General features: G+C 62.0%; 15 protein-coding genes. 4 read left to right on the forward strand and 11 right to left on the reverse strand.

The window, feature by feature from the left end:
• The first annotated feature begins 6 nt into the window (after window positions 1-6).
• Both LUB09_RS10135 and LUB09_RS10140 read left to right on the forward strand, forming a co-directional pair.
• Entirely contained in the window at window positions 7-1713 is a 1707-nt protein-coding gene (locus LUB09_RS10135; RefSeq protein ID WP_209988519.1) for a PTS fructose-like transporter subunit IIB, read from the forward strand.
• A 190-nt stretch (window positions 1714-1903) separates the two neighbouring features.
• Window positions 1904-3445: an alkaline phosphatase D family protein gene (locus LUB09_RS10140; RefSeq protein ID WP_231422506.1), complete on the forward strand. Its 1542-nt coding sequence runs from the start codon at window positions 1904-1906 to the stop codon at window positions 3443-3445.
• Between the two features lie 178 nt (window positions 3446-3623).
• Here the strand turns inward: LUB09_RS10140 and LUB09_RS10145 are convergent, their stop codons facing one another.
• The 6 genes from LUB09_RS10145 to LUB09_RS10170 all read right to left on the reverse strand — a co-directional run bounded on the left by LUB09_RS10145 (window position 3624) and on the right by LUB09_RS10170 (window position 11365).
• A complete protein-coding gene (locus tag LUB09_RS10145; RefSeq protein WP_231422507.1) occupies window positions 3624-6149 on the reverse strand; it encodes a PepSY domain-containing protein in 2526 nt (841 codons plus the stop codon).
• A 126-nt stretch (window positions 6150-6275) separates the two neighbouring features.
• Window positions 6276-7439 (reverse strand): type III PLP-dependent enzyme, encoded by a 1164-nt coding sequence (locus LUB09_RS10150; RefSeq protein WP_032861941.1) that lies wholly within the window; start codon window positions 7437-7439, stop codon window positions 6276-6278.
• Between the two features lie 475 nt (window positions 7440-7914).
• A complete protein-coding gene (locus LUB09_RS10155; protein WP_004372312.1) occupies window positions 7915-9072 on the reverse strand; it encodes an osmoprotectant ABC transporter ATP-binding protein OsmV in 1158 nt (385 codons plus the stop codon).
• Window positions 9069-9722 carry an ABC transporter permease gene (locus LUB09_RS10160; RefSeq protein WP_004372310.1) on the reverse strand — a complete coding sequence of 218 codons (654 nt, stop codon included), beginning with the start codon at window positions 9720-9722 and terminating at the stop codon, window positions 9069-9071. The genes LUB09_RS10155 and LUB09_RS10160 overlap by 4 nt, the downstream gene beginning before the upstream one ends.
• A 12-nt stretch (window positions 9723-9734) precedes the next feature.
• Window positions 9735-10628 (reverse strand): glycine betaine ABC transporter substrate-binding protein, encoded by an 894-nt coding sequence (locus LUB09_RS10165; RefSeq protein WP_209988528.1) that lies wholly within the window; start codon window positions 10626-10628, stop codon window positions 9735-9737.
• Window positions 10629-10648: 20 nt separating this feature from the next.
• Window positions 10649-11365 carry an ABC transporter permease gene (locus tag LUB09_RS10170; protein ID WP_004372306.1) on the reverse strand — a complete coding sequence of 239 codons (717 nt, stop codon included), beginning with the start codon at window positions 11363-11365 and terminating at the stop codon, window positions 10649-10651.
• Window positions 11366-11694: 329 nt separating this feature from the next.
• Between LUB09_RS10170 and LUB09_RS10175 the strand changes: the two genes are divergently transcribed.
• Window positions 11695-13278: a peptide chain release factor 3 gene (locus tag LUB09_RS10175; RefSeq protein ID WP_209988531.1), complete on the forward strand. Its 1584-nt coding sequence runs from the start codon at window positions 11695-11697 to the stop codon at window positions 13276-13278.
• Between the two features lie 659 nt (window positions 13279-13937).
• Entirely contained in the window at window positions 13938-14183 is a 246-nt protein-coding gene (locus LUB09_RS10180; RefSeq protein WP_209988534.1) for a hypothetical protein, read from the forward strand.
• Window positions 14184-14340: 157 nt separating this feature from the next.
• On the opposite strand, the gene LUB09_RS10185 is transcribed toward LUB09_RS10180, so the two are convergent.
• The 5 genes from LUB09_RS10185 to LUB09_RS10205 form a co-directional block, all read right to left on the reverse strand.
• On the reverse strand, window positions 14341-15312 hold the full coding sequence (locus LUB09_RS10185) for a peptide ABC transporter ATP-binding protein (RefSeq protein ID WP_106578631.1): 972 nt from the start codon (window positions 15310-15312) through the stop codon (window positions 14341-14343).
• Window positions 15312-16280 (reverse strand): ABC transporter ATP-binding protein, encoded by a 969-nt coding sequence (locus LUB09_RS10190; protein WP_209988536.1) that lies wholly within the window; start codon window positions 16278-16280, stop codon window positions 15312-15314. The genes LUB09_RS10185 and LUB09_RS10190 overlap by 1 nt, the downstream gene beginning before the upstream one ends.
• Before the next feature lie 10 nt (window positions 16281-16290).
• Window positions 16291-17202: an ABC transporter permease subunit gene (locus LUB09_RS10195; protein WP_209988538.1), complete on the reverse strand. Its 912-nt coding sequence runs from the start codon at window positions 17200-17202 to the stop codon at window positions 16291-16293.
• A gap of 10 nt (window positions 17203-17212) precedes the next feature.
• Entirely contained in the window at window positions 17213-18223 is a 1011-nt protein-coding gene (locus LUB09_RS10200) for an ABC transporter permease subunit (RefSeq protein WP_003171721.1), read from the reverse strand.
• Window positions 18224-18299: 76 nt separating this feature from the next.
• Window positions 18300-19895: an ABC transporter substrate-binding protein gene (locus LUB09_RS10205; protein WP_209988541.1), complete on the reverse strand. Its 1596-nt coding sequence runs from the start codon at window positions 19893-19895 to the stop codon at window positions 18300-18302.
• Between the last annotated feature and the right edge of the window lie 35 nt (window positions 19896-19930).

Consider the following 19930-nt stretch of genomic DNA (forward strand, 5'->3'; position numbering starts at 1 on the left):
TTTGTCATGAAATTAGCCATCGTTACCGCCTGCCCGAACGGCATGGTCACCAGTGTGCTGTGCGCCCGCTTGCTGGACGCCGCCGCGCAGCGCCAGGGGTGGAGCACCAGCGTCGAAGTGATCGATGTGCAGCACCCTGAACGTCAGTTGTCCGAAGCGACCCTCAACGATGCCGAGTGGGTGTTGCTGGTCAGCAGCACGCCGGTGGACATGCAACGGTTCATCGGCAAGCGCGTGTTCCAGAGCACGCCGGCCCAGGCGCTGGCCGATGTCGAGGCGGTATTGCGCCGTGGGGCCGAAGAGGCTCAGGTGTACGTCGCCACGCAGGAGGCGGCCAGTCAGGCGCCGCGTATCGTCGCGATCACCGCCTGCCCTACGGGCGTGGCGCACACCTTCATGGCCGCCGAAGCCTTGCAGCAGACGGCCAAGCGCCTTGGGTACGACCTGCAGGTGGAGACCCAGGGCTCGGTCGGCGCACGGACACCTTTGAGCCCGCAGGCCATCGCCGAGGCCGACGTAGTGTTGCTGGCGGCCGATATCGAAGTCGCCACCGAGCGCTTCGCCGGCAAGAAGATCTATCGCTGCGGCACCGGCATCGCCCTCAAGCAATCGGAAGCGACCCTCAACAAGGCGCTGGCCGAAGGTGCGGTGGAAAGCGCCGCCAGCGGCGCGGTGGCCAGGCAGGAAAAAACCGGGGTCTACAAGCACCTGCTCACCGGGGTGTCGTTCATGTTGCCGATGGTGGTGGCGGGCGGCTTGTTGATCGCGTTGTCCTTTGTGTTCGGCATCCATGCCTTCGAAGAAAAGGGCACCCTGGCGGCGGCCCTCAAGAGCGTCGGCGACCAGGCTTTCATGCTGATGGTGCCGTTGCTCGCAGGCTATATCGCCTACTCGATTGCCGACCGTCCCGGCATCGCGCCCGGCATGATCGGCGGCCTGTTGGCCGGCACGCTGGGGGCGGGATTCATCGGTGGGATTTTCGCCGGTTTCCTCGCCGGTTACTGCGTCAAGCTGATCACCCGCGCGGTGAAGTTGCCCCAGAGCCTGGAAGCGCTCAAGCCGATCCTGATCATTCCGCTGCTGGCCAGTCTGTTCACCGGTCTGGCGATGATTTACCTGGTGGGCCCGCCCGTGGCGCGGCTGCTGACCGGCCTCACGGACTTTCTCAGCACCATGGGCACCACCAACGCCGTGCTGCTCGGCATCCTGCTGGGCGGCATGATGTGCGTCGACCTGGGCGGCCCGATCAACAAGGCCGCGTATGCGTTCTCGGTCGGCCTGCTGGCGGCCTCCAGCGGTGCGCCGATGGCCGCGACCATGGCCGCCGGTATGGTGCCACCGATTGGCATGGGCATCGCCACCTTCCTGGCGCGGCGCAAGTTTGCCCAGACCGAGCGCGAGGCCGGCAAAGCGGCGATGATTCTGGGCATGTGCTTCATCTCTGAGGGCGCGATTCCCTTCGCGGCCAAGGACCCGCTGCGGGTGATCCCGGCCAGCATCGCCGGCGGCGCGTTGACCGGTGCGCTGTCGATGTACTTCGGCTGCAAACTGGCCGCGCCCCATGGCGGATTGTTTGTGCTGATCATTCCGAATGCGATGAATCACGCGTTGCTGTATTTGCTGGCGATTGTGGCCGGCAGTGTGGTGACCGGTGTCGTGTATGCGCTGATCAAACGCCCGGAGGCGGTAGAGCTGGCAGTCGCGCCCGCCTAGAAGATTCGGCAGGGAAGCTTTATGTGGGAGGGGGCTTGCTCCCGATAGCGGTCTATCAGTCGATGAATATCTGACTGACCCACCGCGATCGGGAGCAAGCCCCCTCCCACATTCAGCGCGTTATTGGCTGTAAGGTCGGTGTCATATCGGCATGGTTTAGTGGCCTCTTTGCTACCCAGAGGGCACCCGCATGAGCCACTTCGATCTCGGCCGTCGCCGCGTGATGCAAGTCGTCGGCGCCGGCCTGTTGTTGCCTGGCCTGGCCCCGGCCGTGATCGCGTCGGTCAAGGACCGGCCGCAGCTCACCGAGGGTGTGCAGTCCGGCGACCTGCTGGGCGACCGCGCGATGGTCTGGAGCCGCAGCGACCGCCCTGCGCGCATGGTGGTGGAGTGGGACACCCGCAGCGTGTTCAGCAACCCGCGCCGGTTTGTCTCGGCGCTGGCCGACAGCCGCAACGACTTCACCGCCCGCGTCGAACTCACCGGCCTGCCGGTCGACCAGGCGATTTTCTACCGCGTGCATTTCGAGGACGCCCAGAGCGGCGTCGCCAGCGAACCGTGGTTCGGCCACCTGCGCAGCGTGCCGCAACAACGCCGCGACATTCGCTTTGTGTGGAGCGGCGACACGGTCGGCCAAGGCTTCGGCATCAACCCGGACATCGGCGGCATGCGCATCTACGAGGCCATGCGCCTGCGCCTGCCGGACTTCTTTATCCACAGCGGCGACACCATCTATGCCGACGGCCCGGTGCCGGCGCAACTGCCCACCGAAGGCGGCCGCATCTGGCGCAACCTCACCACCGAGTCCAAGAGCAAGGTCGCCGAAAGCCTCGACGACTATCGCGGCAATTATCGCTACAACCTGCTGGACGAAAACGTGCGGCGCTTTAACGCCGAGGTGCCGCAGATCTGGCAGTGGGACGACCACGAAGTGGTGAACAACTGGTCGCCCGGCAAGCAGCTCGACGAGCGTTACAAGGTCAAGGACATCAACACCCTGGTCGGCCGTGCACGCCAGGCCTGGCTGGAATATTCGCCGATGCGCAGGCAGGGCGCCGATGCCGGCGGGCGGATTTATCGCAAGCTCGCCTACGGCCCGTTGCTGGACGTGTTCGTGCTCGACATGCGCAGCTATCGCGGCCCCAACGATGACAACCTGGGCGGTGAAAAGCCCTTTCTCGGGCGTGAGCAGCTGGACTGGCTCAAGCGCGAACTCAAGGCCTCGACGGCCCAATGGAAAGTCATTGCCGCCGACATGCCCATCGGCCTTGGCGTGCCCGACGGCGAAGTCAGCCCCGGCGTGCCGCGCTGGGAGGCCATCGCCAACAACGACCCGGGCCCGGCGCAGGGGCGTGAACTGGAAATCGCCGAACTGCTCGGGTTTCTGCGGGCGCAGCAGGTGCGCAACCATGTGTGGCTGACGGCGGATGTGCACTATTGCGCCGCGCATCATTACCACCCGGACCGCGCGGCGTTTCAGGATTTTGAACCGTTCTGGGAGTTTGTCGCCGGGCCCTTGAATGCGGGGAGTTTTGGGCCGAATCCACTGGACAAGACCTTTGGCCCCGAGGTGGTGTTCGAGAAGGCGCCGCCAGCGCAGAACACCTCACCGTTTGCCGGGTTTCAGTTTTTTGGTGAGGTGCAGATTGATGGGCAGACGGGAGAGTTGACGGTGGTTTTGCGGGATCTGGATGGGGTTTCTGTGTTTGAGCAGAGGTTGCAGCCTGTTTGATGCGGGGGCATTTTGGGTGCGTATATCCGGTTTCTGGGTGATGGCGGATATGGGGTCCGCCCTTACGCGGGTCACCTTGGAAAAAAAGCCTCAAAGTGTGATTTCCATCAGACCAATGCAGATCCAAATGTGGGAGGGAGCAAGCCCCCCTCCCACATTTTGCACAGCGTTCGGCACATCAATACACATCCCGCCGATAACGCCCTTGCTCAATCAACCGCGCCACGGCCTCACTGCCCAGTATGTCCGCCAGCGCCTGATCCACCCCCGTCGCCATCCCTTGCAAACTCCCGCACACATAGATCGCTGCACCCTCGGCCAGCCATTTGCGCAGCACGTCGGCCGATTCGCGCAGGCGGTCCTGCACGTAGATTTTTTCCGCCTGGTCGCGGGAAAACGCCAGGTCCAGTAGCGCCAGGTCACCACTGGCCAGCCAGCCTTGAAGCTCGTCCTGGCAGAGGAAGTCATGCTGGCGCGTGCGTTCGCCAAACAACAGCCAGTTGCGCTGCTGGCCCTCGGCGATGCGCGCTTTGAGCAAGCTGCGCAGGCCGGCGAGGCCGGTGCCGTTGCCCAGCAGGATCAGCGGCACCGGTACGTCGGGCAGGTGGAAGCCGCTGTTGCGGCGCAGACGCAGGCGGATTGCCGAGCCGATGGCGGCGTGTTCGGTGAGCCAGCCGGAACCCAGGCCCAGGCTGCCGTCGGCGTGGCGTTCCTGGCGCACGATCAGTTCGAGTACACCGTCGCTGGCAATCGAGGCGATGGAATACTCGCGCATGCCCAGCGGCACCAGTGCATCCACCAGCGCCTGGGCGTGCAGGCCGACCATGTGCGCAAGGTTGGCCGGCAACTGGCGTGTGGCCAGCGCTTGGGCGAGTGGTTGTGGCAGGCCGTCGATCAGCACGCCTTCGCTGCCGTTCAGGCCCAGGCCCTGGAGAAACTGTTCGATGGCGTGCTGGCCATTGCACGGCAGGATTTCCACCAGATCACCGGCCAGCCAGGCGTGGGGCGACGCTGAGGTCAAACCCAGCAGGTACACCGGCGCGCTCGCACTGTCGTGGTTCAGCAACGTGCGCTGGCTCAGCGTCCACTGTTCATACTGCGCCACCGGCCAGGCCGCTGGTGGCGCGTGGCCGGTGAGTTGGCCCAGTTGTTGTTGCCAGTCGAGCAGGGCGGTTGTGTCGCCGCTGTCGACTTCCACCGCGGCGAACAGCGGGTTGCCGCCCTGTTGGGTCAGCCAGAACTGCAGGCGCCGCGCAAAGCCGCAGAAGTGTGGGTACTGGCGATCACCCAGGGCCAGCACGGCGTAGTTCAAGCCTGTGAGGGACACGTCCTGGCCCAGGATGCTGCGCTCGAAACCACGGGCGTTGTCGGGGGCTTCGCCATCGCCGAAGGTGCTGATTACGAACAGTGCGTTTTGCGCCTGGCTCAACTCATCCTGGCTGAGACTGCCCAAGGGCTGCACATTCACCGGCAGGCCGGCGGACTGCAGTTGCCCGGCGGTCTGCCAGGCCAGTTGTTCGGCAAAGCCGCTCTGACTGGCGAAGCCGATCAGCCAGGCCGGTGCCTGGCTGTGGTGGTTCGCAAAGCCGCTGCGGGCCTCGCGCACCTGGCGTTTTTTGCGGCGGCGGTCGAGGTACAGCAGCCAGCCGGTGATGAAGAATAACGGCATGCACAGCGCGCTGACAGTGAGGATGACCCGCCCCACGACGCCGAAGTAGCTGCCGGTGTGCAGCGCATAAATGCTGGTGAGCAGCTGCGACTTGAGGCTTTTGCCGGCGTAGCGGTCATGGGATTTGACCTCGCCGGTGGCCGGGTCGAGATTGATCTGATTCAGTGCGCGGTCATGGGACGCGTTGCGCAGCAGGTAATACACGATGGCCGGCTGCCCGGCGACGGTCGGCATGCGGATGTTGTAGGCGCTCAAGCCGGGGCCGGCGTTGCTGTAGATGCTGCTCCAAATCGCGGCGTAATTGGCCACAGGCAGGGCGTCTGCAGGCGCCGGGTTACGCGTGCGTACCCGTTCGTTCTGCGGCGCGTCGGACAGCAGTTGGGTCAGGCCCTTGTTGTACCAGTCGTAGGACCAGTACAGGCCGGTGAGCGCCGAGAACAGATAGAACAGCAGGCACCAGGTGCCGAACACCGAGTGCAGGTCCCAGTTGAAACTGCGGCCCTTTTTGCGCCAGTCCAGGGTCAGCCAGGCGCGCCAGTTCTTCACCTGGCGCGGCCAGCGCAGATACAGGCCGGACAGGCAAAAGAACAGCAGGATCAGCGTGCAGGCGCCGGTGATCTGCCGCCCGGTCTCACCCATGGCGAGGAAGCGGTGCACTTGCAGGATAAAGCCGAACAGCTCCTGGCCCACCGCGTCGCCCATGTAGTCGCCGGTGTAAGGGTCGAAGTAGCGCATCTGGCCACGTCGCTCACCCGGTGGCGCGCTGAAGAACACCCGTGCCGCGTTGCCGCTGTCGCTTTCCACCCAGAGCATCGCCACGGTCTTGCCTTCGGTGGCCTGCAGCTTGCGCACCAGTTCGGCGGGTGGCAGCACGCCGGCTTCGCGTTTTTCGACCGTCAATACGCTGGGGTTGAGCGCCCTGAGTATTTCATCCTGAAACGACACCGCTGCCCCGGTAATCCCCATCAGGGCCAGCACCAGCCCGGCCGTGATGCCGAAGAACCAGTGCAACTGGAACAGGGTTTTCTTCAACACGTCGTACGGCCTCGCAAAGCAGGATAGGGATTGACGGCGCGTAGTATGCCGTGGGTTGTCGAGAAACATTCCTTTTTACATGCAAAAAGCCCACGCCAAGGCGTGGGCTTTTTGATCGGGCAGAGGTTACACGTAGAACGATTTCAACGGCGGAAAGCCATTGAACTCAACCGCGCTGTAGCTGGTGGTGTAGGCACCGGTCGACAGCCAGTACAGGCGATCACCGATGGCCAGGTTCAGCGGCAGGCCGTACTTGTAGTTTTCGTACATGATGTCGGCGCTGTCGCAGGTGGGGCCGGCGATGACCACTTCTTCCATCTCACCTTTCTTCTCGGTCCAGATCGGGAACTTGATGGCTTCGTCCATGGTTTCGATCAGACCGGAGAATTTGCCCACGTCGGTGTACACCCAACGCTCGACGGCGGTGCGCGATTTACGTGCCACCAGTACCACCTCGCTGACCAGGATGCCGGCGTTGGCGATCAGCGAACGGCCGGGTTCGAGAATGATCTCCGGCAGTTCGTCGCCGAAGTCTTCCTTGAGGAAGCGGATGATTTCTTCGGCGTAGGTTTCCAGGCTGTTGGTGCGGGTGATGTAGTTGGCCGGGAAGCCGCCGCCCATGTTGATCAGCTTGAGGTGGATGCCGTCTTCTTCCTTCAGACGCTCGAAGATCACTTTGACCTTGGCGATGGCCGCGTCCCATACGCTGATGTCGCGCTGCTGCGAACCGACGTGGAAGGAGATGCCGTAAGGCACCAGGCCCAGGTCACGGGCGAGGATCAGCAGGTCCATGGCCATGTCGGTCTGGCAGCCGAATTTGCGCGACAAAGGCCAGTCGGCCGTGGTCGAGCCTTCGGTGAGGATGCGCACGTACACTTTCGAACCCGGTGCGGCCTTGGCGATGTTGCGCAGGTCGGCTTCGGAGTCGGTGGAGAATAGGCGCACGCCTTTCTCGTAGAAGTAGCGAATGTCTTTGGATTTCTTGATGGTGTTGCCGTAGCTGATACGGTCGGCGCTGACGCCGCGGTCCATGACCTTGTCCAGCTCGTAGATCGAGGCGATATCGAAGCTCGAGCCTTTGTCTTTCAACAGGTCGATGATCTCGACGGCAGGGTTGGCCTTGACGGCGTAATAGACTTTGGCGAATTCGAAACCGGCGCGCAGGTCATCGTAGGCCTGGCTGATCATCGCGGTGTCGATCACCACGAACGGGGTTTCCTGTTTGTCGGCGAACGCCTTCATTTTGTCAAAGGTGGCGCGCGCGAAATAATCTTCGACGTTGATCGACATGCTGGGAACTCCTAAGGGCAAACTGATTTGAGCAATGGGTGCAAATGAACGTCCTCCGTATCCCCACTTTGGTTCGCCTACTTCCCAAGGCATGTCGCCGAAAGCAAAAAGGCCATGGGATTTACGCGTCCCTTGGCCTTGCTGTCTCGTCGTCAGTACTTGAGCCGGATGGATCGTTTCCAGCATGGACGTTCGGCGCGAACTTTAGGGCTTGATGGGCGTGGGATCAACTAAAAATGTCGCGTTTTTGCACGCGTTCGTCGCGCGACCGCGTGCAGCTACTTATGTAACCGACCGGTGTGACGGAATGATGTTCCCCGCTGAGTGGTAATCGAGGCGATTTCCCTGACTCACCGAGAGGGAAATGTGAGAGGGGCTTGCTCCCGATAGCGGTGGATCAGTGACAGATGAAGTGACTGACACACCGCCATCGGGAGCAAGCCCCCTCTCACATTTTTAACCGTAGGGTGTCAGATCAGGCCAGGGCAGTCTCGGCAGGCGAAACGATGCTGGTCTTGCCCCCACGGGACTTGCCGGAACTCAGGTACTCGGCAATCGACTCCTGAGTCACTTCACCCAGGAACACCCGCTCCGCGTCCATTACCGGCAGCCATGAGCGGTTGAACTCGTACATGCGCGACAACAGGATGCGCAAGTGCTCGTCATACGCCGCCGTGGCGTTGAATTCGCGCAGGTATTGGCCGCAAGTACCGGCCTGGCGGTGCAGGTCGCGGCGGCGTACATAACCCAGCGCCTTGTTCTCGGCGCAGGTGACCACCACATAACGGCGGTCATGCTCGTCCATCAGTTCCAGCGCATCGGCCACCGGGGTTTCCGGGCTTACCGACGGGGCGTTGTCTGCCGCGTCTTCGGCCTTCACCAGCAGCAGGCGCTTGAGGGTGCTGTCCTGGCCGACGAAGTTGCTCACGAACTCGTCAGCCGGGTGCGCCAGCAGCGTGTCCGGATGATCGATCTGCAGCAGCTTGCCGGCGCGGAAGATCGCGATCTTGTCGCCCAGCTTGATGGCTTCGTCGATGTCGTGGCTGACCATGATCACGGTCTTGTTCAGCGCGCGTTGCATCTCGAAGAACTCGTTCTGGATCATCTCGCGGTTGATCGGGTCGACCGCGCCGAACGGTTCGTCCATCAGCAGCAGCGGCGCATCGGCCGCCAGTGCGCGGATCACGCCGATGCGCTGCTGCTGGCCGCCCGACAATTCACGCGGGTAACGGTGCAGGTATTGCTTGGGTTCGAGCTTGATCATGCTCATCAATTCGCGGGCGCGGTCGTGGCATTTCTGCTTGTCCCAGCCCAGCAGTTTGGGCACCACCACGATGTTTTCCTCGATGGTCATGTTCGGGAACAGACCGATCTGCTGGATCACATACCCGATGTTGCGACGCAAGGTCACTTCGTCGAGGTCGGTGGTGTCTTCGCCATTGATCAAAATCTTGCCCGAGGTGGGCTTGATCAGGCGGTTGATCATTTTCAGCGTGGTGCTCTTGCCGCAGCCCGACGGGCCGAGGAATACGCAAATTTCGCCTTCATTGACGGTCAGGCTTACGTCGTTCACGGCGGAGACAGTCTTGCCGTTGCTTTGAAAAGTCTTGGTCAGGTTTTGAAGTTCGATCATTTGAGCAGTCCTTTTGGAGTCAGCGAGCGTTGCAGCCATTGCAGAAGCAGGTCGGCGAAGATGGCCAGAAGACTGACCAGCACGGCGCCGACGATCAGCATCGACATGTCGCTGCGGCTGATGGAAGCCAGAATAAGTACACCCAGACCACCGGCGCCGATGGTGGCGGCAATGGTCATCACACCGATATTCATCACCACGGCGGTGCGCACGCCGGCGAGGATCACCGGCACTGCAATCGGCAGCTCGACCATGCGCAGGCGCTGGCCGAAGGTCATGCCGATGCCTTTGGCGGCCTCGCGGATGCCCGGTTCCACGCCGGTCAGGGCGAGGTAGGTGTTACGCATGATCGGCAGCAGCGAGTAGAGGAACACGGCGGTGATCGCCGGCATCGGTCCCAGGCCCTGGCCGAATTTGGAGTAGAACGGCAGCAACAGGCCGAACAGCGCAATCGACGGCACGGTCAGCAGCACCGTGGCGCTGGCCTGCAAGGGGCCGGCGAGCGTCGGGAAGCGTGTCATCAGCACGCCCAGGGGCACGCCAATGAAGATCGCCAGCAGTACGGCAATGCCGACCAGAGTGATGTGCTGCCAGGTCAGTTGCAGCACCTGGGCCCAATCAAGATGGGAAAAGGCGTTTAAAAATTCCATGTCTTCTCCTCGTTAGTTGATGGGATGTTGGCGCAGGAAATCTGCGGCAACGGCGGACGGGCTCTCATGGTCCACGTCGACCCGCGCATTGAGCTGGCGCATGGTTGTATCGTCGAACAGATCGGCCAGTGGCTTGAGCTCGGCGGCCAGTTGCGGATGCTGGTCGAGGTATTCCTGACGGATCACCGGCGCGGCCGTGTAGTCCGGGAAGTAGTGCAGGTCGTCTTCCAGCAGCTTCAATTTGAACGCGTTGAGGCGACCGTCGGTGGTGTAGACCAGCCCTGCAAACACCTGGCCGTTACGCAGTGCGGTGTATACCAGGCCTGCGTCCATCTGCCGGGTGTTCTCGCGGGTCAGGTTCATGTCGTAGAGCTTGACCATGCCGGCGAGGCCGTCGGAGCGGTTGGCGAACTCGGTGTCCAGCGCCACCAGGCGGTGTTCCCGGGTATCTGCCGCCATGGCCTTGGTGAGGTCGCTGATAGTGTTGATTTCGGGATGTTCCCTGGCCACCTTGTCCGGCAGCGCCAGGGCGTAGGTGTTGCTGAAGCGCGACGGCGACAGCCAGGTCAGGCCTTTTTTCGCGTCGAGTTCTTTCACACGGGCGTAGGACTGTGCGCTGTCGAGTTTCTCGTCGATGTGGTTGTAGGCCACCAGCGACACGCCGGTGTATTCCCAGAGCAGGTCCAGTTGCCCGCTTTCCTGGGCACTGCGCGCCAGGTTGCTGCCCAGGCCGCCAGTGACGCGGGTGTCATAGCCTTTGGTGCGCAGGTATTGGGAGGTGATTTCGGCGAGCAGGGTCTGTTCGGTGAACACCCGGGCGCCGATACGGATGACCGGTTTTTCGGCGGCTTGCGCGATGCCTGCACACAGCAGGACGCAGCTCAATATCAACGTTAGTTTTTTCATGTGAATTCCTTTACCCAGCCTTAAGACGGACGCAGCCCGCGTTCCAGCCAGAGGCGGCTGGCCATGGTCACCAGACCGTCAAGCAGCAACGCCAGCAGCGCGGTGCACGCGGCGCCGAGCAGCAGTTGCGGCTGGTTGTTCAGGGCAATGCCGGGGAAGATCAGGCTGCCCAGGCTGTTGGCGCCGATCAGGAACGCCAGCGGTGCGGTGCCGACGTTGATCGCCAGGGCCACGCGCACGCCGCCGATGATGATCGGCACGGCATTGGGCAATTCCACGCGAAACAGCACCTGGCGCGGGGTCATGCCGATGCCGGTGGCGGCTTCTTTCAGCGAGCCCTGCACATTCTTCAGGCCTTCGTAGGTGTTTCGCACGATGGGCAGCAGGGAGGCGAGAAACAGCGCGAAAATGGCCGGGCCGCTGCCGATGCCGAGGACGCCGAGGGCGATGGCCAGTACGGCCAGGGGAGGGACGGTGTTACCGATATTGAAGATCTGCATGAAGCGCTCGGCGCGCCCGACCATGTTCGGTCGGCTCAGCAGGATGCCGGCAGGGATGCCCACAATCAGGGCGGCCAGCATGGAGACTAAAACCAGAATCAGATGAGCTTGCAGGTAAAACAACAAATCGTCGCGGTACAGTTCGATCGTGTTGATGCCGATCCAGTGGACCAGCAGGGCCAGGAGCGCGACGACAACCGCACCTCCTATCAGCCCTTTGCCATAGCGAATAGCCACAGGCGGACTCCTTTTTTCTTTTGTCGGCGAACACATTCTCCGGCGGCAATGCCATTGCTGGCTGTCGGCGAAAGCGTTCGCGAAAAGCAGCTCGTCGATACCGGCAACGCGGTATGTATCGAGCCATGAGCGCAGCCCCGTCAGGCTAACTTGCTGATTTTTCAGCCCTGTTACGAGTGCGATAACAGGGGAGTGGACGTCTCCACCTTTTAAAAGGTTCCACACTTGGCAGCATTTAGCCACCCCTGATCGGGTGAACGGTGGTCCGACCCGTGGGGTTTGCGCTATACTCGCGCCCCTTTTTTGACTCACCTGCCAGGCGATTTCCCATGACCCACCAGGCCGCCGAAGTCGCGAAACGCCGCACTTTCGCTATTATTTCCCACCCCGATGCCGGTAAGACCACCATCACCGAGAAGCTGTTGCTGATGGGCAAGGCAATCGCAGTGGCCGGCACGGTGAAATCGCGTAAATCCGACCGCCATGCCACCTCCGACTGGATGGAAATGGAAAAACAACGGGGTATCTCCATTACCACGTCGGTCATGCAGTTCCCGTATCGCGACCACATGGTCAACCTGCTTGACACCCCGGGCCACGAAGACTTCTCCGAAGACACCTACCGCACCCTCACGGCGGTGGACTCGGCGTTGATGGTGCTCGACGGCGGTAAGGGCGTCGAGCCACGCACCATCGCGCTGATGGACGTGTGCCGCCTGCGCGACACGCCGATCGTCAGCTTCATCAACAAACTCGACCGCGACATCCGCGACCCGATCGAATTGTTGGATGAAATCGAAGCCGTCCTGAAGATCAAGGCCGCGCCGATCACCTGGCCGATTGGTTGCTACCGCGACTTCAAGGGTGTGTACCACCTGGCCGACGACTACATCATTGTCTACACCGCCGGCCACGGTCATGAACGCACCGATGTGAAAATCATCGAGAAGCTCGATTCCGATGAAGCCCGAGCCCACCTGGGTGACGAGTACGACCGCTTTGTCGACCAGTTGGAACTGGTGCAGGGCGCCTGCCACGCGTTCAACCAGCAGGAATTCCTCGACGGCCAACTGACCCCGGTGTTTTTCGGGACGGCCTTGGGCAACTTCGGTGTCGACCATGTGCTTGATGCCGTGGTGGATTGGGCGCCGAAACCGCTGGCCCGTGTCGCCAACGAGCGCACCGTGGAGCCGGTCGAAGAGAAATTCAGCGGTTTCGTGTTCAAGATCCAGGCGAACATGGACCCCAAGCACCGCGACCGTATTGCCTTCATGCGCATCTGCTCGGGTCGCTACGAAAAAGGCATGAAGATGCGCCACGTGCGCACCGGCAAGGACGTGCGCATCGGCGACGCCCTGACGTTCTTCTCCTCCGAGCGTGAACAACTCGAAGAGGCCTACGCCGGCGACATCATCGGCCTGCACAACCACGGCACCATCCAGATCGGCGACACCTTCACCGAAGGCGAAGCGCTGGGCTTCACCGGCATCCCGCACTTCGCCCCGGAACTGTTCCGTCGCGTACGCCTGCGTGACCCGCTCAAGTCCAAGCAATTGCGCCAGGGTTTGCAGCAGCTGGCGGAAGAGGGGGCTACCCAGGTGTTCTTCCCCGAGCGCAGCAACGACATCATCCTCGGCGCTGTGGGTGTGCTGCAGTTCGACGTGGTCGCCAGCCGTTTGAAAGAGGAATACAAGGTTGAGTGCTCGTATGAGCCGATCACCGTGTATTCGGCGCGCTGGATCGATTGCGCCGATAAGAAGAAGTTGGAAGAGTTCTCCAACAAGGCCGTGGAAAACCTGGCGATTGACGGCGGTGGGCACTTGACCTACCTGGCGCCGACGCGGGTGAACCTGGCGCTGATGGAAGAGCGCTGGCCGGATGTGAAATTCCGCGCGACGCGTGAGCATCACTAAAGTCTGAGCGGTAAATAGAAGGGTGAAGCTGTGATGGCTTCACCCTTTTTTAGGGTGGGGTGTACCTATACGTTGCTGCGGTAACGGCTGCAAGTGTCTGCCGAAAGCTGTACAAAATGTGGGAGGGGGCTTGCTCCCGATGGCAGTGGGTCAGTCAACTTATGTGTAGCTGACCCACTGCCATCGGGAGCAAGCCCCCTCCCACATTTGGATCTCCATTTGTCTGATAGGTATCACACCGTTTTTGATCTGCTTGGCTCTGGCTCTGGCTCTGGCTCTGGCTCTGGCTCTGGCTCTGGCTTTTGATCTTGATCTTAGGCGCCCCGTTAACCACGCTGGCCGAACGCAGGCTTGAATCCGTGGGTAACCCGGCAGGACGCCGGGTTAGCCGCACTGGGCCAGGGATGGCCCATTGCGGCGGCCCACGGATTCAAGCCTGTGTGCGGGCACACCGAGCCTGAGCGAGGTGCCGAGTGGTGGGGCAAGCGCCCTTTGGTTACTTTGGGGGCTTTCCAAAGTGACCCGCCGTAAGGGCGGAACCCATATCCGCTATCACCCGAAAACGGATATGCCCCCGATCCAACCCCACCCTGCCCAGCCATTGGCGCTAACCCCACATAGGGTCTAGCGTCTACCTATCGACTGAAAAGGAGCCCCCCGTGCGAAACCTTCAATACGCAATCCATCTGGCATTGGCCGCGGCCCTGGGACTGACGGCTCTCCCCGCGTCGGCGGACAGAGGAACCCCACAATGGAAAGACACCGGCCCAGTCACCAAGAGAAAGCAGAACGAAGTCAATTCCGGCAGTTGGCAACCCCAAGCCCAACCCCAGCCTCAGGTAGATCCGGAGCAGCCGCTTAACGAAGGGGAAGACAGCGAAACCTACGACGACGGCGACACCTGAGTCGCCAAAAGAAAGCCCCTCCCGCCAGGCTGATGCGCAACCTGACGGGAAGGGCTGTAGAACGCTATGTAGGGGAGCTGACCTATCCGGGAGTGTCAGTCGCGGCGCTGTCGACTGACCCACCGCCTTCGCGGGCACGCCCTCTCCCACAGGTTACCTAAGCAACGAATTGCTCCGCGTAATGGCAAGCCACCTGCCGATTATCCAGCGGCCGCAGCAGCGGCTCCTCGCTGCTGCACCGTGCGGTCGCGTAAGGGCAGCGCTTGTGGAACGCGCAGCCGGACGGCGGGTTCAGCGGGTTGGGCAGTTCGCCGACGATCTTGATCTTCGGCTTGTTCGGGTCCGGATGAATCGTCGGGGTGGCCGACAGCAGCGCCTGGGTGTACGGGTGCAGCGGACGCGCGTAGATGTCTTCCTTGGGGCCCACCTCAACCGGGCGGCCGAGGTACATCACCATGACGTCATCGGCAACGTGCTGTACCACCGCCAGGTTGTGGGAGATGAACACGTAGGCGGTGTTGAATTCCTGCTGCAGATCCATGAACAGGTTGAGCACCTGGGCCTGGATCGACACGTCGAGCGCCGAGGTCGGTTCATCCGCCACCAGCACTTTCGGTTGCAGCATCATCGCGCGAGCCAGGGCGATGCGCTGGCGCTGGCCGCCGGAGAACATGTGCGGGTAGCGCTGGTAATGCTCAGGGCGCAGGCCCACTTGCTTCATCATCGCCTGCACTTTCTCGCGGCGTTCGGCGGCGGACAGGTTGGTGTTGATCAACAGTGGTTCGCCGAGCTGGTCACCGACTTTCTGGCGCGGGTTCAACGAGGCGTACGGGCTCTGGAACACCATCTGCACGTCTTTGCGCAGTTGCTTGCGCTGGGCCTTGTCGGCGCCGGCGACTTCCTGGCCGGCGATTTTCAGCGAGCCCGAAGACGGCTCTTCGATCAGCGTCAGAGCACGGGCCAGGGTGGACTTGCCGCAACCCGACTCGCCTACCACGGCGAGGGTCTTGCCGGCTTCCAGTTCGAACGACACACCATTGAGCGCGCGTACCAGTGCATGGCCCTTGAACAGGCCACGGGACACTTCGTAGTGACGGGTCAGGTCGCGGGCGGTAAGAACGACGGCCATTACGCCACCTCCTGGTTCAAGGGGTAGAAGCAGCGCGCCAGGCTGTTGGTTTTAGGGTCGAGCGTCGGGCGCTGGGTGCGGCAGTTTTCCTGCACGTACGGGCAGCGTGGCGACAGCAGGCAGCCCTGCGGACGGTCGTAGCGGCCCGGCACGATGCCCGGCAGCGTGGCCAGGCGCGTGGCGCCCAGGCTGTGCTCGGGGATCGCCTTGAGCAGCGCTTCGCTGTAGGGGTGCGCCGGGATGTCGAACAGTTGCGGCACCTGGCCGACTTCCACGGCCTGGCCGGCATACATCACGCAGACGCGCTGGGCGGTTTCGGCCACCACCGCGAGGTCGTGGGTGATCAGCACCAGGCCCATGTTCTGTTCTTTCTGCAGGGCCAGCAGCAGTTCCATGATCTGCGCCTGGATGGTCACGTCCAGCGCGGTGGTCGGCTCATCCGCGATCAGCAGCTTGGGCTCGCCGGCAATTGCCATGGCGATTGCCACACGCTGGCTCATCCCGCCGGACAGTTGGTGCGGGTAGGCGTCCATACGGCTGGCGGCGCCCGGGATCTCGACTTTTTCCAGCAGCTCGATGGCACGTTTGCGCGCTTGCTTGCCGGACATTTTCAGGTGCAGGCGCAGCACTTCTTCAATCTGGAAACCCACGGTGTAGCTGGGGTTCAGCGCAGTCATCGGGTCCTGGAACACCATCGCCAGGTCTTTGCCGACGATCTGGCGGCGCTGGCGGTTGCTCAGCTTGAGCATGTCCTTGCCGTCGAAGGTCAGCGCATCGGCGGTGACAATGCCTGGATGCTCGATCAGGCCCATCAGCGCCATCATGGTCACGGATTTACCCGAGCCCGACTCGCCAACGATGGCCAGCACTTCGCCTTTGTCGACCGAAATGTCGAGGCCGTCGACCACCGGCACGGCGGTCGAGTCGCCGAAGCGCACATTGAGATTCTTGATTTCTAACAGTGACATGGGAATCTCCTCAGGCGGCGTTCTTGAGTTTCGGGTCCAGCGCATCGCGCAGGCCGTCGCCCATCAAGTTGATTGCCAGCACGCTGAGCAAAATGGTCAGACCCGGCAGGCTCACGACCCACCAGGCGCGTTCGATGTAGTCACGGGCCGAGGCCAGCATGGTGCCCCACTCAGGCGTTGGCGGTTGTACGCCAAGGCCGAGGAAGCCCAGGGCGGCTGCGTCGAGGATCGCCGAGGAGAAGCTCAGCGTGGCCTGCACGATCAGCGGTGCCATGCAGTTGGGCAGCACGGTGATGAACATCAGGCGTGGCAGGCCGGCACCGGCCAGGCGCGCGGCGGTCACGTAGTCGCGGTTCAGTTCGCCCATCACCGCAGCACGGGTCAGACGCACGTAGGACGGCAGCGAGACGATGGCGATGGCGATCACGGTGTTGATCAGGCCAGGGCCGAGGATCGCGACGATGGCAACGGCCAGCAGCAGTGAAGGCAAGGCCAGCATGATGTCCATCAAACGCATGATGGTGGGGCCAAGCAAACGCGGGAAGAACCCGGCGAACAGGCCCAGCAGGATGCCCGGAATCAGCGACATCACCACCGACGACAAGCCGATCAGCAGCGACAGGCGCGAGCCCTGGATCAGGCGCGAGAGCAGATCGCGGCCCAGTTCGTCGGTGCCGAGCAGGAACTGGATCTGCCCACCTTCGAGCCACGACGGCGGGGTCAGCAGGAAGTCACGGTATTGCTCGCTGGGGTTATGCGGTGCAACCCAGGGGGCGAAGATCGCGCAGAACACGATCAGCAACATAAACGCCAGGCCGGCAACTGCGCCTTTGTTCTTGGAGAAGGCTTGCCAGAATTCTTTGTACGGGGACGGGTACAGCAGGCTTTGATCGACTGCTGACACTGGAGTAGGTGTGGTCATGGTCATGATCTCAGCGCTGGTGACGGATGCGTGGGTTGGCGAAGCCGTAGAGGATATCCACCACGAAGTTCACCAGGATCACCAGGCAGGCGATCAGCAGGATGCCGTTTTGCACCACCGGGTAGTCCCGCGCGCCAATGGCTTCGATCAGCCATTTGCCGATGCCGGGCCAGGAGAAGATGGTTTCGGTCAGGACCGCACCGGCCAGCAGGGTGCCGACTTGCAGGCCGACCACGGTAAGCACCGGGATCAGCGCGTTGCGCAGGCCGTGGACGAATACCACGCGCGCCGGCGACAGGCCCTTGGCCTTGGCGGTACGGATGTAGTCCTCACGCAGCACTTCGAGCATGGACGAACGGGTCATCCGCGCGATCACCGCCAGTGGGATGGTGCCGAGCACGATGGCCGGCAGGATCAGGTGGTGCAGCGCGTCCCAGAACGCGTCCGGCTCGTCAGCCAGCAGCGTGTCGATCAGCATGAAGCCGGTGCGCGGCTCGATGTCGTAGAGCAGGTCGATACGCCCGGACACCGGGGTCCAGCCCAGGCTCACCGAGAAGAACATGATCAGGATCAGGCCCCACCAGAAGATTGGCATCGAATATCCCGCCAGGGAGATGCCCATCACCCCGTGGTCGAACAGGGATCCTCGCTTGAGTGCCGCGATCACCCCGGCCAGAAGGCCCAGGATGCCGGCGAACAACAGGGCGGCCATGGACAGTTCCAGGGTCGCGGGAAAGAGGGCGGTGAACTCGGTCCACACGCTGGTGCGCGTGCGCAGCGATTCGCCAAGGTCGCCCTGGGCGAGCTTGCCGACGTAGTCCAGGTATTGCGCATACAGGGGCTTGTTAAGGCCAAGGCGTTCCATTGCCTGTGCGTGCATCTCGGGGTCGACGCGGCGTTCGCCCATCATGACTTCTACGGGGTCGCCGGGGATCATGCGAATCAACGCAAACGTCAGCAACGTGATGCCGAAGAACGTGGGGATCAATAACCCCAGTCGGCGGGCAATAAAACTAAACATCTTGTCGTTTACCTCAATCAGCCGGTTAGGCAGGTTCGGCACCGTCAATGTCGACGGTGCCGAGCGTTTCTCTTATTTACTTCACCTGGGTGGTGGCGAAGTTATTTGTGGTCAGAGGGCTTTGGATATAACCCTCGACGTTTTTACGCATGGCGGTGAACATTTTCGGGTAGGCCATGGGAATCCACGGTTGATCCTTGTCGAAAACGTCCATGGCTTGTTCATAGAGTGCGGCGCGCTGAGCGGGTTCAGCGATGGCGCGCGCCTTGTCGATCAAGTCTTGAAACTCTTTGTTACACCAACGGGCGTAGTTTTCGCCGTTTTTCGCTGCATCGCAACTCAAGTTAGGCGTGAGGAAGTTATCCGGGTCACCGTTGTCACCGGCCCAGCCGGCGGAAACCATGTCGTGCTCGCCGTTTTTAGCACGCTTGAGCATTTCGCCCCATTCCATAACTTTGATATTCACCTTCAGGCCAATCTGCGCCAGATCCGCCTGCATGCGCTGTGCGCCGAGCATCGGGTTCGGGTTGGTCGGGCCGCCGCCGTTACGGGTGAACAGGGTGAACTCAGTGCCTTCCGGTACGCCGGCTTCCTTGAGCAGGGCGCGGGCCTTGTCGAGGTCACGCGGCGGGTTTTTCAGCTTGTCGCTGAAGCCCAGCAGGGTCGGCGGGTACGGGCCGGTGGCGTCAACGGCGTTGCCTTTGCCATACAGCGATTCGTTGTAGCCCTTTTTGTCGAACGCGATATTGATCGCGTGACGCACCCGCGCGTCGCTCATGTATTTGTGGGTGGTGTTCAGGGCGGTGTAGGCGGTGGTCATCGCCGCGAGTTCAGCGACCTTCAGGTTCGGATCGTTCTTGATGCTGGGCAGGTCATCGGGCTTGGGATACAGCGCGATCTGGCATTCATTGGCCTTGAGCTTTTGCAGGCGCACGTTGTTGTCGACCGCAATGGCCAGGATCAACGGGTCGGCTGGAGGCTTGCCACGGAAATACTCCGGGTTGGCCTTGAAGCGCACCTGGGCGTCTTTCTGGTAGCGGGTGAAGATGAACGGCCCGGTGCCGATCGGTTTGCTGTTGAGCTCTTCGGTCTTGCCGGCAGCGAGCAGCTTGTCGGCGTATTCGGCGGAGTGGATGGCGGTGAACGGCATCGCAACATCGGCCAGGAACGGTGCTTCAGGGCGCGTCAGCGTGAAGACCACGGTGTGGTCGTCGGTCTTCTCCACGCTCTTGAGCAGATCCTTGAAGCCCATGCTTTCAAAGTACGGGTAGCCCACGTTGGACTTGTTGTGCCATGGGTGTTTCGGGTCCAGCTGGCGCTGGAAGCTCCAAAGCACATCATCGGCATTCATGTTGCGCGTGGGTTTGAAGTAGTCGGTGGTGTGGAACTTGACGTCGTCGCGCAGATGGAACGTGTAGGTCAGGCCGTCCTCACTGATTTCCCAGGCGTTGGCGAGCGCGGGCACGATCTCGGTAGTGCCGGGCTTGAAGTCTACCAGACGGTTGAACATGGTTTCGGCCGCCGCGTCGGCGGTGACGGCGGTGGTGTACAGCACCGGGTCAAAACCTTCCGGGCTGGCTTCGGTGCAGACCACCAGCGGTTTGGCCGAAACGCCGATCGCAACGCTCAACAGCGCAGCAGCAATGGCGGCTTGTAGCGGGAGCATTTTCATTCAGAGCCCTCTGCAATCGATGGGACCAGACAAAC

Source organism: Pseudomonas sp. Leaf59 (genome assembly GCF_920984685.1).
GTDB lineage: Bacteria > Pseudomonadota > Gammaproteobacteria > Pseudomonadales > Pseudomonadaceae > Aquipseudomonas.

What these genes read in the sequence shown, in the direction of transcription:
- LUB09_RS10140 (WP_231422506.1), top strand. Translation starts at nt 1,904, where the DNA reads ATGAGCCACTTCGATCTCGGCCGTCGCCGCGTGATGCAAGTCGTCGGC.
- LUB09_RS10185 (WP_106578631.1), bottom strand. Translation starts at nt 15,312, where the DNA reads ATGGCCGTCGTTCTTACCGCCCGCGACCTGACCCGTCACTACGAAGTG.
- LUB09_RS10190 (WP_209988536.1), bottom strand. Translation starts at nt 16,280, where the DNA reads ATGTCACTGTTAGAAATCAAGAATCTCAATGTGCGCTTCGGCGACTCG.
- LUB09_RS10160 (WP_004372310.1), bottom strand. Translation starts at nt 9,722, where the DNA reads ATGGAATTTTTAAACGCCTTTTCCCATCTTGATTGGGCCCAGGTGCTG.
- LUB09_RS10155 (WP_004372312.1), bottom strand. Translation starts at nt 9,072, where the DNA reads ATGATCGAACTTCAAAACCTGACCAAGACTTTTCAAAGCAACGGCAAG.
- LUB09_RS10200 (WP_003171721.1), bottom strand. Translation starts at nt 18,223, where the DNA reads ATGTTTAGTTTTATTGCCCGCCGACTGGGGTTATTGATCCCCACGTTC.
- LUB09_RS10195 (WP_209988538.1), bottom strand. Translation starts at nt 17,202, where the DNA reads ATGACCACACCTACTCCAGTGTCAGCAGTCGATCAAAGCCTGCTGTAC.
- LUB09_RS10150 (WP_032861941.1), bottom strand. Translation starts at nt 7,439, where the DNA reads ATGTCGATCAACGTCGAAGATTATTTCGCGCGCGCCACCTTTGACAAA.
- LUB09_RS10205 (WP_209988541.1), bottom strand. Translation starts at nt 19,895, where the DNA reads ATGAAAATGCTCCCGCTACAAGCCGCCATTGCTGCTGCGCTGTTGAGC.
- LUB09_RS10165 (WP_209988528.1), bottom strand. Translation starts at nt 10,628, where the DNA reads ATGAAAAAACTAACGTTGATATTGAGCTGCGTCCTGCTGTGTGCAGGC.
- LUB09_RS10175 (WP_209988531.1), top strand. Translation starts at nt 11,695, where the DNA reads ATGACCCACCAGGCCGCCGAAGTCGCGAAACGCCGCACTTTCGCTATT.
- LUB09_RS10135 (WP_209988519.1), top strand. Translation starts at nt 7, where the DNA reads ATGAAATTAGCCATCGTTACCGCCTGCCCGAACGGCATGGTCACCAGT.